15 protein-coding genes and 1 pseudogene are annotated in these 15,330 nt (G+C 59.2%); 10 read left to right on the top strand and 6 right to left on the bottom strand.

Annotation, left to right across the window (positions count from 1 at the left end):
* Positions 1–120: 120 nt before the first annotated feature.
* Entirely contained in the window at positions 121–552 is a 432-nt protein-coding gene (locus tag GLP43_RS06350) for a DUF1489 family protein (RefSeq protein ID WP_237278649.1), read from the bottom strand.
* Between the two features lie 123 nt (positions 553–675).
* On the opposite strand from GLP43_RS06350, the gene GLP43_RS06355 reads away from it, so the two are divergent.
* A complete protein-coding gene (locus GLP43_RS06355) occupies positions 676–2,958 on the top strand; it encodes an adenosylcobalamin-dependent ribonucleoside-diphosphate reductase (protein WP_132996983.1) in 2,283 nt (760 codons plus the stop codon).
* A gap of 17 nt (positions 2,959–2,975) precedes the next feature.
* On the opposite strand, the pseudogene GLP43_RS06360 reads toward GLP43_RS06355, so the two are convergent.
* Positions 2,976–3,183: pseudogene (locus GLP43_RS06360) on the bottom strand (hypothetical protein); the annotation flags it as partial.
* Positions 3,184–3,282: 99 nt separating this feature from the next.
* Positions 3,283–4,203, bottom strand: coding sequence for an AraC family transcriptional regulator (locus tag GLP43_RS06365; RefSeq protein ID WP_237278650.1), 921 nt, complete (start codon positions 4,201–4,203; stop codon positions 3,283–3,285).
* 495 nt (positions 4,204–4,698) lie between these two features.
* Here GLP43_RS06365 and GLP43_RS06370 point away from each other — a divergent pair, with 495 nt between their 5' ends.
* The 3 genes from GLP43_RS06370 to GLP43_RS06380 all read left to right on the top strand — a co-directional run bounded on the left by GLP43_RS06370 (position 4,699) and on the right by GLP43_RS06380 (position 7,430).
* Positions 4,699–5,649, top strand: coding sequence for an SDR family oxidoreductase (locus GLP43_RS06370; RefSeq protein ID WP_237279926.1), 951 nt, complete (start codon positions 4,699–4,701; stop codon positions 5,647–5,649).
* A 305-nt stretch (positions 5,650–5,954) separates the two neighbouring features.
* Complete coding sequence (locus GLP43_RS06375) at positions 5,955–6,983, top strand: aldo/keto reductase (protein WP_237278651.1); 1,029 nt, start codon at positions 5,955–5,957, stop codon at positions 6,981–6,983.
* A 117-nt stretch (positions 6,984–7,100) separates the two neighbouring features.
* Positions 7,101–7,430 (top strand): hypothetical protein, encoded by a 330-nt coding sequence (locus tag GLP43_RS06380; RefSeq protein ID WP_237278652.1) that lies wholly within the window; start codon positions 7,101–7,103, stop codon positions 7,428–7,430.
* Here GLP43_RS06380 and GLP43_RS06385 read toward each other — a convergent pair.
* The gene (locus GLP43_RS06385) at positions 7,407–8,312 is read right to left on the bottom strand and encodes a LysR substrate-binding domain-containing protein (protein ID WP_237278653.1); all 906 of its coding nucleotides are present in this window, start codon (positions 8,310–8,312) and stop codon (positions 7,407–7,409) included. The genes GLP43_RS06380 and GLP43_RS06385 overlap by 24 nt on opposite strands.
* Before the next feature lie 101 nt (positions 8,313–8,413).
* Here GLP43_RS06385 and GLP43_RS06390 point away from each other — a divergent pair, with 101 nt between their 5' ends.
* The 6 genes from GLP43_RS06390 (at position 8,414) to rlmF (ending at position 13,287) form a co-directional block, all read left to right on the top strand.
* Positions 8,414–9,409 carry a zinc-binding alcohol dehydrogenase family protein gene (locus tag GLP43_RS06390; protein WP_237278654.1) on the top strand — a complete coding sequence of 332 codons (996 nt, stop codon included), beginning with the start codon at positions 8,414–8,416 and terminating at the stop codon, positions 9,407–9,409.
* A gap of 161 nt (positions 9,410–9,570) precedes the next feature.
* Positions 9,571–9,903 (top strand): ArsR/SmtB family transcription factor, encoded by a 333-nt coding sequence (locus tag GLP43_RS06395; RefSeq protein WP_237278655.1) that lies wholly within the window; start codon positions 9,571–9,573, stop codon positions 9,901–9,903.
* Between the two features lie 103 nt (positions 9,904–10,006).
* Positions 10,007–11,074, top strand: a complete 1,068-nt coding sequence (gene arsB, locus GLP43_RS06400) for an ACR3 family arsenite efflux transporter (protein ID WP_180828907.1) — start codon at positions 10,007–10,009, stop codon at positions 11,072–11,074.
* Positions 11,071–11,493 carry an arsenate reductase (glutaredoxin) gene (arsC, locus tag GLP43_RS06405; protein WP_237278656.1) on the top strand — a complete coding sequence of 141 codons (423 nt, stop codon included), beginning with the start codon at positions 11,071–11,073 and terminating at the stop codon, positions 11,491–11,493. The genes arsB and arsC overlap by 4 nt, the downstream gene beginning before the upstream one ends.
* Entirely contained in the window at positions 11,486–12,196 is a 711-nt protein-coding gene (arsH, locus tag GLP43_RS06410; protein WP_272903180.1) for an arsenical resistance protein ArsH, read from the top strand. Before arsC ends, arsH begins: the two co-directional genes overlap by 8 nt.
* 164 nt (positions 12,197–12,360) lie before the next feature.
* Positions 12,361–13,287, top strand: coding sequence for a 23S rRNA (adenine(1618)-N(6))-methyltransferase RlmF (rlmF, locus tag GLP43_RS06415; RefSeq protein ID WP_237278657.1), 927 nt, complete (start codon positions 12,361–12,363; stop codon positions 13,285–13,287).
* A gap of 33 nt (positions 13,288–13,320) precedes the next feature.
* On the opposite strand, the gene GLP43_RS06420 is transcribed toward rlmF, so the two are convergent.
* A complete protein-coding gene (locus tag GLP43_RS06420) occupies positions 13,321–14,100 on the bottom strand; it encodes an ion channel (protein ID WP_237278658.1) in 780 nt (259 codons plus the stop codon).
* A 169-nt stretch (positions 14,101–14,269) separates the two neighbouring features.
* Entirely contained in the window at positions 14,270–15,328 is a 1,059-nt protein-coding gene (locus GLP43_RS06425; protein WP_005852113.1) for an ABC transporter ATP-binding protein, read from the bottom strand.
* Positions 15,329–15,330: the final 2 nt, after the last annotated feature.

Here is a 15,330-nt window from a genome sequence, read left to right on the forward strand (position 1 = left end):
CATCCTGCGGATGCGCCTCCGGCGGGAGTTTAAGGGCAAAATGAAGAGGCACGCGCGGCCCTGCTTCATTTTGCCAAATAAACTCAAATCCCGCGGGGGATGCGCGCGCAGGGGCTGCTACTAGAGCACGCCGATCTCGGCCAGCGCGCGGTTCAACTCTATGGGCAGGGGCTCTTCGTGGTCGCGGCCTTCGGGCAGATCGGCAGGGGCATCCTGCGGCGCAAGGTAGCGCCACCCCTGAAACGGGCGTTTGAGGCTGCCTTGCACCCGGATGATCTTGGGGTCCAGCACGATCGCGCAGCGGCGCACGCCGTCCGCGCCCGACGTCTCGTCCAGACGCAGGATTTTCTGACGACACTGGATCACACCTTTGATCACCCAGAAGATCGACCCGCCGTTCAGAATCTCGGGTTCGCGTTTGGGCCACATGCGCGTCACGTGACGAGGAAAACCGTCCTCGGTTTGCGCCTGTTTTTTTTCCTGCCATGCAGCTAGATCATCGACGGTTTCCGTGCCAACGGACAACTTGATGAGATTAATATGATTTTTCACAGAATCCTCCGTCGCTGCTACAGCATCATGTAGTGGAATACACATTTTCTTCAACCTGTTGTGCTTGCGCTTTGATTGGGGGTGTGGTGAACACATTGCCAAACAGCCCTCAAGGAATCGAATATGTCACGATTTGCCGCCCCCATTGCCGAACAGATTTGGGACATGAAATACCGTTTTAAAGATGCCGACGGCACGCCGCGTGATGTGACGGTAGAAGACAGCTGGCGGCGAATCGCCCGTGATCTGGCACAGGTCGAAAAAGCACCGGAAAAATGGGAAGAGGCATTTTACGAAGCGTTGGAGGATTTCAAATTCCTCCCCGCGGGCCGCATCACTGCCGGGGCAGGTACTGCGCGCCGCGTGACATTGTTCAACTGTTTCGTCATGGGCACCGTGCCTGACAGCATGGCCGGTATCTTCGACATGCTCAAAGAAGCCGCTGTGACCATGCAGCAGGGGGGCGGGATCGGCTATGACTTTTCCACCATCCGGCCCCGTGGCGCGGATGTGCTGGGGGTCTCTGCTGACGCCTCCGGCCCGCTGAGCTTTATGGATGTCTGGGATGCCATGTGCCGGACGATCATGTCCGCCGGGTCGCGCCGTGGCGCGATGATGGCCACCATGCGCTGTGATCATCCCGATGTCGAAGACTTCATCGCCGCTAAATCCGACCCCGCGCGGCTGCGGATGTTCAACATGTCCGTGTTGATCACAGACCCTTTCATGGATGCGGTCAAGGCCGATGCCAGCTGGGATCTGCAGTTCAACGGCAAGGTCTACCGCACCGTTCAGGCCCGTGATCTGTGGAACCGGATCATGAAAGCCACTTACGAGTTCGCCGAGCCCGGTGTGATCTTTATCGATCGCATCAACGAGGCCAACAACCTGAGCTATTGCGAAACCATCGCCGCCACAAACCCCTGTGGGGAACAGCCGCTGCCGCCCTATGGTGCCTGTTTGCTGGGGTCGATCAACATGGCGCGGATGGTATCCGACCCGTTTGGCGACAACCCTCAGCTGGACGTCGAGGCGTTGAACAAGCTGGTCGCGACCGCTGTGCGCATGATGGATAACGTCGTTGACGTGTCGAAATTCCCGCTGGACGAACAGCAGGCAGAGGCGAAAGCTAAGCGCCGCATCGGTCTGGGTGTCACCGGTCTGGCGGATGCCTTGTTGATGGTCGGGCTGCGTTATGGCTCGGACGCGGCGGCAGAGCAGACCGAGGCATGGCTCAAGGCGATTGCGCGGGCGGCCTATCTGGCCTCCGTCGATCTGGCGAAGGAAAAGGGTGCCTTCCCGCTGTTCGAGGCGGACGCCTATCTGGCTTCCGGCACCATGCAGCAGATGGATGATGACGTGCGCGACGCCATTGCCGAAAACGGCATCCGCAACGCGCTTTTGACCTCGATCGCGCCCACAGGCACCATCAGCCTTTATGCAGGCAACGTCAGCTCGGGGATCGAGCCGGTCTTTGCCTATGCCTACACCCGCAAGGTTCTGCAAAAGGATGGCAGCCGGACCGAGGAAGAAGTCGTCGATTACGCCGTACAGATGTGGCGCGATCTGAAGGGCGACGCGCCGTTGCCCGACTATTTCGTCAATGCCCAAACGCTGGCACCGTTGGACCACGTCAAAATGCAGGCTGCGGCGCAGAAGTGGGTCGACAGCAGCATCTCGAAAACCATCAACTGCCCCGAAGACATCAGCTTTGACGCGTTCAAGGATGTTTATATGGCCGCGTGGGATCAAGGCTGCAAAGGCTGCACGACCTACCGCCCCAACGATGTCACCGGATCGGTTCTGTCGGTATCGGAAAGCGCCGATACAGCCCCGGGCGAGGTTGCGGCCCAAGCCACCGCAGAGGAAGGCGGCGAGGTCGTCTATATGTCCGATCCGCTGGACCGTCCGGAAGAGCTTGAGGGCTCCACCTACAAGATCAAATGGCCCGACAGCGAGCATGCGCTGTATATCACCATCAACGATGTGGTGATCGGTGGGCATCGGCGTCCGTTCGAGGTCTTTATCAACTCCAAGAACATGGAGCATTTTGCCTGGACCGTCGCGCTTACCCGCATGATCTCTGCCGTGTTCCGTCGCGGTGGTGATGTGTCCTTTGTCGTCGAAGAGCTGAAGGCCGTCTTTGACCCGCGCGGCGGAGCCTGGATGCGCGGCAAATACATCCCGTCGATGCTGGCCGCGATCGGAGGCGTGATCGAACAACACTTGATCGCCACCGGCTTTATCGCCGGCGAAGGGCAGGGCCTGAAATCCGACCCGCAAGCCAAGGTCGTCGGCCTTGAGGCCCCCCGAGGCAAAGCTTGCAGCAGCTGCGGCCAATACGACCTGCGCATGGTCGAAGGCTGCATGACCTGCGGCAGCTGTGGGCATAGTAAGTGTGGGTGATAAGGGTTCGGGGCTAGTTGTGTGACCCATCCGCTCAAGGTTTGGGGAATACAGCCGATCTTCCCCTCTCGTGGTTTGCTGGCAAACCACTGCCGGTCAACGGGATGCAATGGCCGCGATCGCGCCCGCCTGCGTTTCGTATGAGCCTTGATGCTCGAACACCATCCAAACCGCGCGAGCGCGGACCTCTGGCGAGTAGCGATTTGCCATTTTGCTTTTTGTCATAACCATCATCCTTACTAAAGTTGATGGTCTCCGACAAACTCGGAGCGATTCATTAGCCCAGTGGGTAGAGGTCTTGTGGATGTCGCGCCATGTTCTGTGCTAGATAAGTCGCGCCGAAGCCTGGGCCGAATGGCTCCATTCTCGGGGCGACTGTCCATACATGCGCTTGAACTCCCGGCTGAACTGTGACGCGCTTTGGTAGCCGACGGCCCAAGCTGCCTCGGACACGGTCTTGCCCTCGGCGATCTTCATGGCAGCGTTGTTCAATCGCATCGACTTTATGAACTGGAGTGGCGATATCGTGGTCGCCTGTTTGAACCGGCGATGGAATACAGCACGGCTCATGCCGACGTGGTCGGCCATGTCTTCGATCGTGACCTGTTCGTTCAGGTGGGTGGATAGATAGTCAATGGTGCGCGCAATTTCGTTCCCGACACCAAAGGCGCGCCGCGCGGCTGTGCTAGCTTCGCCCTTGAGCACGGCATAGTAGAGCTCCCGCAGACGCCCCGGCCCCAAAATCGCCGTATCCACTGGGTTGTCTAGCAGTTCCACCAGCCGATACAGCGCTTGGGTGAAGTCGGTATCCCAATCCGCCAGCGTCAGGGCCTGCGGGGGCGAGGCGTCTGACTTGTGCAGGGCTCCGGACGTGGTCTCCATCTCAATGGCAAGTTCGCGCATGATCCGTGGATCCAACGCGATCATCACGCCGACCAAGGGTGTCTCTGGTGAGGCTTGCGGGGATCCGGCCTCTACCGGTAGGGTCATGGGGCAAACCATATAGCGGTTGCTGTCATAGACATGGTGTTCCCCGTCTAGGATGGCTTCCTTGGAGCCGCCTAGGATCGCCACGACCGTAGGCTCATACACCGCGGGCACACATGGCACGGGTTCGGTCACACGGAAAAGTTGCACGCTTTTCAAAGCGGTATCCACAAGACCCGCGCCGGGCAGGTAGCGATCGATGAGCTGTTTGATCTGGTCCTTGGTCATGCTGGCAAGCTGGCAGAGTAAATCGCGCAAATCAATAAGGCCGAGACGATCAGGCAAGTATACAAGATGAATCGGCCTGTTCTGATGCTCTTGGAATACTAAGCTTGCCTTAAATCAAACTGACCAAGAGAAAAACGACGGGCTTTTGGAGAGAGGATGCATAGTCGCGACCCTTTTCCGACCTAACGGATAGCCTCCAAGCCGCCTCGGCTCCCTCGCGGGTAAAGCTTACGCCATCACGGGCGCAACGATAGGGACGGGGTTTGAAACCACTCGATGGGCAAGGGCGCGGCGCGATGACCATCACCAACGACATCACCGCAAGTCAGCCGCCAGCCTATGAAGCACGTTATAGCCCGATAGCCTGATGCCCGCCGGAAAGACTGAAGTGAACCCGATCTGATACAATCAGGCAAGTAAGCGCGACAATCATACCTGTGAATATACCCTGGAATGGATATCTCACCGTTCAGAGCAAACAGACACCCCAAAAAATCGCCAGTCCAAGCTGGAAGGAGAAATACAATGGCAGACAAAACTTTCGGACCAAAGGGCTGGACGCCCGAACGCCTCGGCAACCTGAGCGGCAAGACATACCTCATCACCGGTGCGAACGCCGGCGCTGGTTTTCAGGCCACGCGAACGTTGTTGAAAAAGAAGGCCAAGGTCGTGATGTTGAACCGCTCGGTCGAGAAATCAACAGCCGCCATAAACGAGCTGAAACAAGAATTCGGTGCATCCGCTGATGTCAGCTTTGTCTACATGGACCTTTCTGTTCTGGACAGCGTGCGCACCGCCGCTGCCGAGGTGCTGAAAACCGTGCCGCGCATCGACGCGCTAATCAACAACGCGGCTATCGCGCAGGTGCCCACCCGGAAACTGACGGAGGATGGTTTTGAAAGCCAGCTTGGCACTAACCATTACGGCCACTTCCTGCTGAATGGCCTGCTGTTTGAACGGATCGCTGAAAGCAAGGGGCGGATCGTTATCGTCGGCAGCCTTGGCTACAACATGGGTCTGAAGACAATCAAGTTCGGTGATATGAATTGGAATGAAGGCTACGGCGCAAACATCGCCTATTCGCAAAGCAAGCTGGCGCAGATGATGTTTGCCTATGAATTGCAAGATCGGCAGGCGGCTGCGGGTCGCAACGAAGTCGAAGTGTTCGTTTGCCATCCAGGCGCGTCTGCGACTTCGCTGATTAGCTCGAGCGGCAGCAGGTTCACCCGGTTTATCTGGTGGCTTACGACCAAGACTTCGTTGGTCCAGACTGCGGAACAAGGGTCCTATCCAGAGGTTATGTGCGCGACGGAAGACGGCTTGGAACAACGTGCGCTCTATGGCCCGACAGGCCGCCTAGAAATGGTTGGACCGGTCGGCAAGGGCACCCTGAACGCCCATGCCTATGACAAGGCAGTGATGACACAGCTCTGGGACGTGTCCGAAAATGCCGTCGGCTTCGAATGGTCGCTTTAATCTCGTGAAAGCCCTCGGCCCCGCGTGGCGCGGGCCCACCTGAGGTTTCTATCATCCGCTGGACCTTACCGCGATGCGCACCGGATAGGCGTCATCGCGACCGGCATCGGCATTTATCGTCCCACGACCCCTGATGGGCCATTGTCGACATATTCAAGGGCGGCCTCCTCGGCTTCTAGATCGCCACCAGCGTCACGCCGATTGGCAGAAAAAGAAAGCATTTCACCTATGGCAGCTTTGCGGCGTCTCACGATTCCTAGGCAGCCTGAAACCCCACCCGAACAAACCCTGAAAGGTGCATTGACATGAAATATAAATCTCTTGGGAACACAGGCCTCTATGTGTCTGAACTGACGCTGGGCACGATGACTTTCGACAATGAAGGCGGCAGCTATTCCGGGATGATCGGTGCCACGGGACAGGAACTGGCCAGACGCATGGTGGATCTTGCGATCGAGGCCGGGATCAACCTCTTTGACACTGCCAATGTCTACAGTTCGGGCGTGTCCGAGGAAATGCTCGGCACGGCGCTGGGGGCGCGGCGTAACGATGTGCTGGTTGCGACCAAGGTCGCCAGCACTCTGACAACCGGACCAAATGATTTTGGCACCAGCCGCGGCGCGATCATGCGCGAGGTCGAAGGCAGCTTGAGCCGACTGGGCACCGACTACATCGACCTGTACCAAGTACACAGCTTTGACGACACGGCTCCGCTGGAAGAGACCCTGCGGGCGCTTGATGACCTCGTGCGGCAGGGCAAGGTCCGCTACATCGGCTTGTCGAATTTTGCCGGATGGCAGATCGCCAAGGCCGATGGACTGGCGCGGCAGATGGGGACCGACCGCTTCGCCTCGATCCAATCTTACTACAGCCTTGTCGGGCGCGAGCTAGAGCGCGAAATCATTCCCGCAGGGATGGATCTTGGGCTTGGCACCCTGATCTGGAGCCCGCTGGCAGGCGGCTTTCTTAGCGGTAAATACACCCGCGAGGACGAGGCCAAAGGCCGCCGCGCCTCATTTGAATTCCCGCCCGTTGATGAGAAGCAAGGCTTTGACGTCGTGGATGCGCTAAAGGACATTGCGGCGGACAAGGGCGCATCGGTTGCGCAGATCGCGCTGGCGTGGCTGCTGCACAAGCCCGGCGTGACCAGCGTGATCGTCGGTGCACGCAAGCAAGAGCAACTGGTCGACAACCTCGGTGCTGCCGCCATTGACCTGAGCGGAGCCGAGATGGCGCGGTTGGACGACGTCAGTGCGCTGAAGTCCGAGTACCCCGGTTACTTGCCACAGATGCGCCGCGGCGACAGCCTATTTGACCGCTTGCACGACGCCTGAGCCCGCGATCTTGTTATAGTTTTCGCAGCCAGATCGAAGCACAAATCCCAGGGCACCCGTCCATGCCGGGCGGATGCCTACTAGGTGCCGTGGAAGGGCTGGTTCAGTCAATTCTCTATGCTCACTGAAAAGCTGCTGTCGCAACTGAGGCAAAATATTACAGCAGAAAAGCGCAACTTTAGTCGGCATCGCGGGCAGCAGGGTGACTTGAAATACTGCGGTGTCGACGAAGGTCTGGTGGGCGGATTGAATAGCCCGATCAAGGCAATCAGTTCACATCGCTTGCATGGACCGACCGGCTGCGGCGATGCTGCCCTTCGTCAAATGGGGCTGAGGGAGCTTGGTTTGCGGGTGCGTTCAATAAGAACGCTGGTGCGTCAGCTGGCAGCGTGGTCAGCGAAAGCGTCTGATCCGGTCTGGCTGCTACGCGCCCCATTCTGCATGTGAGCCAAGATACGCGATGAGAAAGTCGATCAGGATGCGCGTCTTGGGGGTGAGCACGTTTGAACGCGGGTACATCAACCACAAGACCGAACTGTCGTTCAGCTTCCATTCCGGAAGGACGCGGATCAACCGGCCCGAGCGCAGCTCGTCCGAGACGCTCCAGAGGGAGTTGATCGACAGGCCGGCCCCCGCAAGGGTGGCCTCACGTTGAGCGTCACCATCGTCAACGATAGTCCGGCACATCATCTGGGCTGGGTCAAGCGGCGCGGTTTCGCCCTCAGGGCCGATCAAATCGCGCGGCTCAAGGTCGACCCATGCTAGAAAGCGATGCCCTCGAAGCTCTGCCGGCGACTGCGGTACGCCATGTTCCTCAAGATATGCAGGAGAGGCGCAAAGGACGCGGGTATCACCCGCCAGCTTGCGCCCCTTGAGGCTGCTGTCGGTCAGGGGGGCCGCGCGCAACGCAAGGTCAAAACTGCCCTCGATCGCGTCAAACCGTGCGTCAGACAGGCGAAGTTCGAGCGTAAGTTCGGGGAACGCCGCGTGAAACTGCGGCAGAAGCGGCATGATGTGACGCTGCGCGAAACTGCTTGGCGCCGCAAATCGTATGGTGCCTTTGGGGCTGGTTTCATGGCTGCCAAGAACGGCCTTCGCGGCGTCGGCCTGCGCCAGAATTTCCCGCGCATAAGGTAGGAAATCGGACCCTTCTAGCGACAGGGATACTTTGCGGGTGGTACGTCGCAGCAGCTCTACGCCAAGCTCCTGTTCCAGTTTGGCAAGGCGCGCGCTGGCGACTGCAGGGGCAAGGCCCAGATTCCGTCCGGCAGCAGAGATGTTAAGCCGGTCGGCAGCCATCACAAAAAGGCGCAGGTTGTCAGTATCCACCGCTATTATCTCCGCTATCCGAATAATCAAATCGGAAAAATGCCGGTTTTCTTCAATTTGGCAAGTTATATTTTGCGGAAACACAAAGAAGGAACAAGCATATGAAAGCCATTGGCTATAGCGCGGCGGGCCCTGCGGACACGCTCGATCTGATTGAAATCGACCGGCCCGAGGTGGGGCCGCGTGATCTGTTGGTCGCGGTGAAAGGCATCTCGGTCAATCCGGTCGACGTGAAGCTGCGCGCCGCCGCCCAACCCGAAGGTGCTGCGCGCGTTCTGGGCTTTGACGCGGCAGGCGTCGTGGCCGAGGTGGGCGCGTCGGTCACCGGTTATAAGATCGGCGATGAGGTCTTCTATGCGGGCGACGTCACGCGGGCGGGCACCAATGCGGAATTCCATGCCGTCGATGAACGGATCGTCGGGCGCAAACCAGCCAGCCTCGACTTTACCGAAGCGTCGGGGCTGCCGCTGACCTCGATCACCGCGTGGGAGATGTTGTTCGACGCATTCCGCCTGACCGAAGGAGGTGGGGCGGGTCAAAGCTTGCTGGTGATCGGTGGCGCTGGCGGCGTCGGCTCTATCTTGATCCAACTGGCCAAAGCGCTGACCGGGCTTACCGTCATTGCGACGGCCTCTCGGCCCGAGACGCAGGATTGGGTGCGCAAAATGGGGGCGGATCACGTGGTTGACCATCGCGGTGACCTAGCCGCGCAGCTGGCAGAGCTGGGCCAGACCCCAAACTATGTCGCCGCGTTGACGGCCACGGACCAGCATTGGCCCGCGATCATCGACTTGATCGCGCCACGCGGCCAGATCGCGCTGATCGACGACCCCGAGGCGCTGGATATCAAGGCGGCCAAACCCAAGGCGTTGAGCATCCATTGGGAGTTCATGTTCACCCGTTCGATGTTCGGGACCGACGATATGGATGCCCAACAAGACCTGCTGAACCGCGTCGCAGCGATGATCGACGCAGGCACATTGCAGTCGACAGTCACCGAACGCGTCGAGGCGCTGACCGTCGAGGCGCTGCGCGCGGCGCATCTGCGGCAAGAAAGCGGTCGCGTGATTGGCAAACAGGTGCTTGGCGGACTTTAAGCAATAGAGATCACGCGAGGGCGTGGTGCCATGTTCGCGCCACGCCCCCGCGTCCCCTGCGCCTTTGAGGGGGCGCGTAGATTGCCCATAGTTTCGCGCAAGCGCAATCGGGTGCCCATCAGGGCTTGACCTACGCCTGATGAATCAATAATTCCCGATATATGGATAAAACTAACGCTCTCGACGCTTTTGCGGCGCTCAGTCAGGTAACCCGCCTTGATGTCTTCCGCCTTCTCATCACAGCCGGAGAAGGGGGGATGTCGGCAGGCGATATCGGCGACACCTTGGGGGTGCGTCAGAATACGATGTCGACCAACCTCGCGATTTTAGCGCGGTCTGGCCTTATTCGCAGCAAGCGCGAAGGACGAAGCATTCGTTACTTTGCCGATATGGAGGGGCTGCGCGGTTTGCTCGCCTTTCTGATGGAGGATTGCTGCGGCGGGCGTCCGGAACTCTGCCAGCCCATCATAAACGAGCTCGCCTGCCCCTGTTAGGCGCGCATGGGGGAGGTGCCGCAGTGGGACTGTAACATTCCTGTGCTGACATCGGGCAACCACATACTCACGGCCAAGGGGCTGCAATTTCTGAAGGTTCGATATGACTGATACGACACTTCCCGCGGCGGCGGGTCTGGGCACGTTTGAAAAATGGCTGTCCGTCTGGGTTGCGCTGGCGATTGGCGCGGGGTTGCTGCTTGGCAATCTATTCCCGACTGCGTTTGGTATGCTTGCCGGGCTTGAGGTGGCGTCGGTGAACCTGCCCGTTGCGGTGCTGATCTGGGCGATGGTGTTCCCGATGATGGTCGGGGTGGATTTCGGAGCCTTGCGTCAGGTGGGGGACAAGCCGAAAGGGTTGGTTGTCACGGTGGTGGTGAACTGGCTGATCAAACCCTTCACCATGGCCGCCCTTGGCGTGTTGTTTTTTAACTACTTTTTCGCGGGTCTGATCCCGCCGGATGACGCGCAGGCCTATCTTGCGGGCGTTATCCTGCTGGGGGCCGCGCCCTGTACCGCGATGGTGTTCGTCTGGTCGAACCTGACGCGGGGGGATGCGACCTATACGCTGGTGCAGGTGAGCGTGAACGACGTCATCATGGTGTTCGCCTTCGCGCCCATCGTTGCCTTTCTGCTGGGGGCCACGGATATCGTTGTGCCCTGGGATACGCTGCTGTTGTCCGTGGGCCTTTACGTGATGCTGCCGCTTTTGGTGGGGTATCTGACGCGCCAGCGGCTGATTGCGCAAGGCGGCGAAGCGGCGGTGGATCGGTTCAAGTCGGGTGTGCAGCCGTTTTCGATCATTGGTCTGCTTGTGACGGTGGTCTTGCTTTTCGCTTTTCAGGGCGAGGTGATCCTGGACCGGCCGCTGGTGATTGCCTTGATCGCTGTGCCCCTTCTGATCCAGTCCTACGGGATATTCTTTCTGGCCTACGGGGTCGCGCGGGCCTGGGGCATTCCCTTCAACGTCGCGGCACCCTGCGCCTTGATCGGCACCTCCAACTTTTTTGAGCTGGCCGTCGCGGTTGCGATCAGCCTTTTCGGGCTCGGATCCGGTGCGGCATTGGCGACGGTCGTCGGTGTCTTGGTCGAAGTGCCTGTCATGCTGTCGCTTGTGGCTTTTGCAAATAGAACCCGCCACTGGTTCCCTGCCTCGGAGGGTTCAGCATGAGCGTTGTCATTCACCATAACCCCGACTGCGGCACGTCCCGCAATGTGCTGGCCATCATAAAAGCATCGGGGGTGGAGCCGGTGGTGATCCCCTATCTTGATACCGGCTGGACGCGCGGACAGCTTCTGGGGCTTTTTGCGGCGGCGGGTTTGACGCCGCGCAGCGCCCTACGGGTAAAGCGGTCTCCGGCAGAGGCATTGGGGCTGCTTGATCCCGACGTGGGCGACGAAGCGCTTCTGGACGCCATGCTGGAACACCCCATTCTGGTCAATCGCCCCATCGTCTGCACGCCCAAAGGCGTCCGGCTGTGCCGCCCAAGCGAGGCCGTGTTGGACTTGCTGGACCACCTGCCACCGGGGCCGCTGACCAAGGAAGACGGCTCTTTACTGATTGACGCGGAAGGAAACCGAGTTGCCTGATGCCCCGAACCTCGATGACACCCATTTCAAAGCGATTGATGAGGCGCGTCTGTTCGAACCCGCAGCAGACGCGGACCGCCCGCGTATCCTGTTGCTTTACGGATCACTGCGGGACCGTTCGTTCAGCCGGCTCATGACCGAAGAAGCCGCGCGCATTCTGACACGCTTGGGGGCCGAGACGCGTACCTATTCGCCGTCTGGTCTGCCGCTGCCGGATGATGCCGACGCCAGTCACCCCAAAGTGCAGGAGCTGCGCGATCTGGTCACATGGTCAGATGGGATGGTCTGGTGTTCACCCGAACGCCACGGGGCCATGACCGGCATCATGAAAACCCAGATCGACTGGATTCCGCTGTCCTTGGGCGGTGTGCGCCCGACGCAGGGCAAAACGCTGGCTGTCATGCAGGTCAGCGGGGGGTCACAAAGCTTTAACGCCGTGAACCAGCTGCGCATCCTTGGGCGTTGGATGCGGTTGCTCACGATCCCGAACCAGTCCTCCACCCCCAAAGCCTTTCTGGAGTTTGACGACGCGGATCGGATGAAGCCATCGCCGTTCTATGATCGGGTCGTTGATGTCATGGAAGAGCTGGTGAAGTTCACGATGCTGACCAAAGACAGGAAAGACTACCTGCTGGATCGCTATAGCGAGCGTAAGGAAAGCGCCGCCGAGTTGTCGAAGCGCGTGAACCAGAAGTCGATCTGACCGGTGCATCGTTGCCGGTGATGCGTGGCCTCGGGCGCCTCGTCTGGCGGGGTAAGGCAAAGATGATCACACCATTGCGTCTTTGGTTTTACTATGGGGCCTTCAGGGGGTAAGACAGGCCAACGGCATGGCTGCTTTTCACCACTTTCAACAAAGGCTTTCCCATGGCCACCAAGACCAATCTGCACCCCCGCAACCTCCACAACGAGGGGTATGATTTCGCGCGTCTGATTGCGGTCCTCCCCGAGCTTGAGCCGTTTACCGGCCCCAATCCAGCGGGGCAGACCACCATCGATTTTCGGGACGTGGCGGCTGTGCGTATGCTCAATCGGGCGCTGCTCAAGGCGGATTACGGCATTGATTTCTGGGACATCCCGCCGAACTATCTTTGCCCGCCTATTCCGGGGCGCGTCGATTATATCCACCATCTGGCCGATCTGCTTGCACGCAGCAACAACAACGAGATCCCGCGCGGGCCGAAGATCAAGGCGTTGGACATCGGCACCGGTGCAAGCCTGGTCTACCCGCTGACGGGGCACAGCGCCTATGGCTGGCAGTTTACCGGTGTCGATATCGACCCTGTGGCCATCAAGTCTGCGCAACAGATTGCAAAGGCCAACGCGCTGGACGTGGACCTGCGGCTGCAAGAGAACCGCGAGGATATTTTCAACGGGTTGATCAAGCCCGACGACCGTTTTCACGTCACCCTGTGCAATCCGCCCTTTCACGCCTCGATAGAGAGGGCGACGAAGGGCACGCAACGGAAGTGGGCGAACCTTGGCAAAGGGCGGTCAGGCAAGCTTAATTTCGGCGGGCAAAACGCCGAGCTTTGGTGCCCCGGCGGCGAGATCAAATTCATCGCCAGCATGGTCGACCAAAGCCGCGCGATTGCGGGGCAATGTCTGTGGTTTACGTCACTTGTGTCGAAAAAGGACAACGTGCAGACGCTTTATAAAATCCTGAAAAAGGCCAAGGTCGCCAACTGCGATGTGGTCGAAATGGCGCAGGGGCAAAAAACCAGCCGGTTCATCGCCTGGACATTCATCAAGAAAGATCAGCGTGCGTCCTTTATGAAGGGATCCGCGCGCTAGAACAGCCATGCACGTGTCTGATACCCCGCGACACTAACCGCCCGTATCGCCCTTCGTCTCGATCTTGAGCGTGGTGCCGCAGTGTTTGCAGTGAACGGCGTCTGTCTCGTGACGGTTCAGGCCACATTCGGGGCAGGTGTGCTTGATCTTGGAGGGTTGGAAAATCGTCCGCGCCAATTGCACGAACAGCGCGACCCCGACCACCATGATGAACACCGACAGCAGCTTGCCCCCCGTTGTCGTCATCGTGATATCGCCAAAACCCGTTGTCGTCAGCGTCGCCACTGTAAAGTATAGTGCATCGACATAGCCCGCGACGCCCGCGTCCTCTTCAAAGGTCAGCACAAACACCAGCGATGTGATGACAAAGATGAACACCAGCAGGTTGACCGCCGCAAGGATCGCGTCCTCGTGTTTGCGGAAAAACGCGCTTTCGCGTCGCAGATCGTGCAGCAGGTGATAGGCATGGATCAGCCGCAAACCGCGCAAGACCCGCAGGAACGCAAAGCTTTCGGCCATAAGCGGTGCCAGTACCAGCGATATCACCACAACCAGATCAGCAAGGGTGTAGATCCGCGTCAGCTCTTTGCGCAGGTTCGTAGAGATCCAAAGACGCGCGGCAAGGTCGAACAGGATGAACAGACCAAAGAACGCATTGACCGCCGTAATCACCGGCGTTGACGGCAGCGCGGCAGTGGCAATGAAATAGATGATCGTCAGGGAATCAAACAGGATCAACCCGTAACGAAACCGCCGCGAGCGCGTGCTGTGCCCATCGTATAAAGATTTAATCGTACTGCGTAGACTGTTCATCGTTTCAACTTGCTACCTGTTTCGGGGACGGTCACGCGAGATGCCGTTGGCCATCAAACTGGAGCAGTTTACCTCGAAATCAATTGCTTGCGTGGAAGCGGCACGCGGGCACCGTTCGGTCTGACTCTACCAGACCGGCGAACACCTCAGGCGTATATCAGGCGCAAGGTCAGCGCAGACGTTGTTCCGTGTTGGCGTCAAACAGCATCGCCCGCTCGGGTGGGATTTTCACGCCAACCTGCGCCCCTTCGCGCGACCGGTCGTCGCCGCGTTCCTCGACGATGATCTTGGCACCAGTGTCGGACAGTAGGTGAACATAGGATACTCCGCCAAGGGCTTCGGTCATTTCGACGGTGAAGCCTTTGCCTTGGGGGTCAATTTCGATGTGCTCTGGCCGGATGCCGAGGGTGATGTCCCGGCCGTCTTCGGGTGGGGTCACGGGCAGGGCATAGCTGCCGTCCAACCCGTCCAGCACGACCTTGCCGCCGCTGGTAGTGCCATCCAGAAAGTTCATCGCGGGCGAACCGATGAAGCCTGCCACAAAGCGGTTGTCAGGATCGCGGTAGAGGTCAAGCGGTGCGCCGACCTGTTCGATCCGGCCCTTGCGCAGCACAACGATCTTATCGGCGAGGGTCATCGCCTCTACCTGATCGTGAGTGACATAGACCATCGTCGCCCCGATTTCCTTATGCAGGCGGGCGATCTCGACGCGCATTTCGACACGCAGCTCGGCGTCGAGGTTGGATAGCGGTTCGTCGAACAGAAAGACTTCGGGGCCGCGTACGATGGCGCGCCCGATGGATACGCGTTGCCGCTGGCCCCCCGACAGGGCAGCGGGCTTGCGGTCAAGATACTCTTCCAACTTCAGGATCCGCGTCGCCTCGGCCACCTTCTGGGCGATCTCGGCTTTGGGGTGGCCGTTCATTTTTAGGCCAAACCCCATGTTGTCGCGCACGGTCATATGCGGATACAGCGCGTAGGTCTGGAACACCATCGCGACCCCGCGCTCTGCCGGGTCCATGCGGGTCACATCCCGGTCGCCGATGCTCATGCTGCCTTCGGTGGTTTCTTCCAGCCCGGCAATCATGCGCAGCAAGGTCGACTTGCCGCAGCCTGACGGGCCGACAAAAACGCAGAACTCGCCATTTTCGATTTCAAGGTCGATCCCGTGTATCACCTGAACACCGCCATAGCGTTTCACGACATCTTTCATGACGACACCGGCCATAT

Source organism: Sulfitobacter sp. M39 (genome assembly GCF_021735935.1).
Lineage (GTDB): Bacteria > Pseudomonadota > Alphaproteobacteria > Rhodobacterales > Rhodobacteraceae > Sulfitobacter.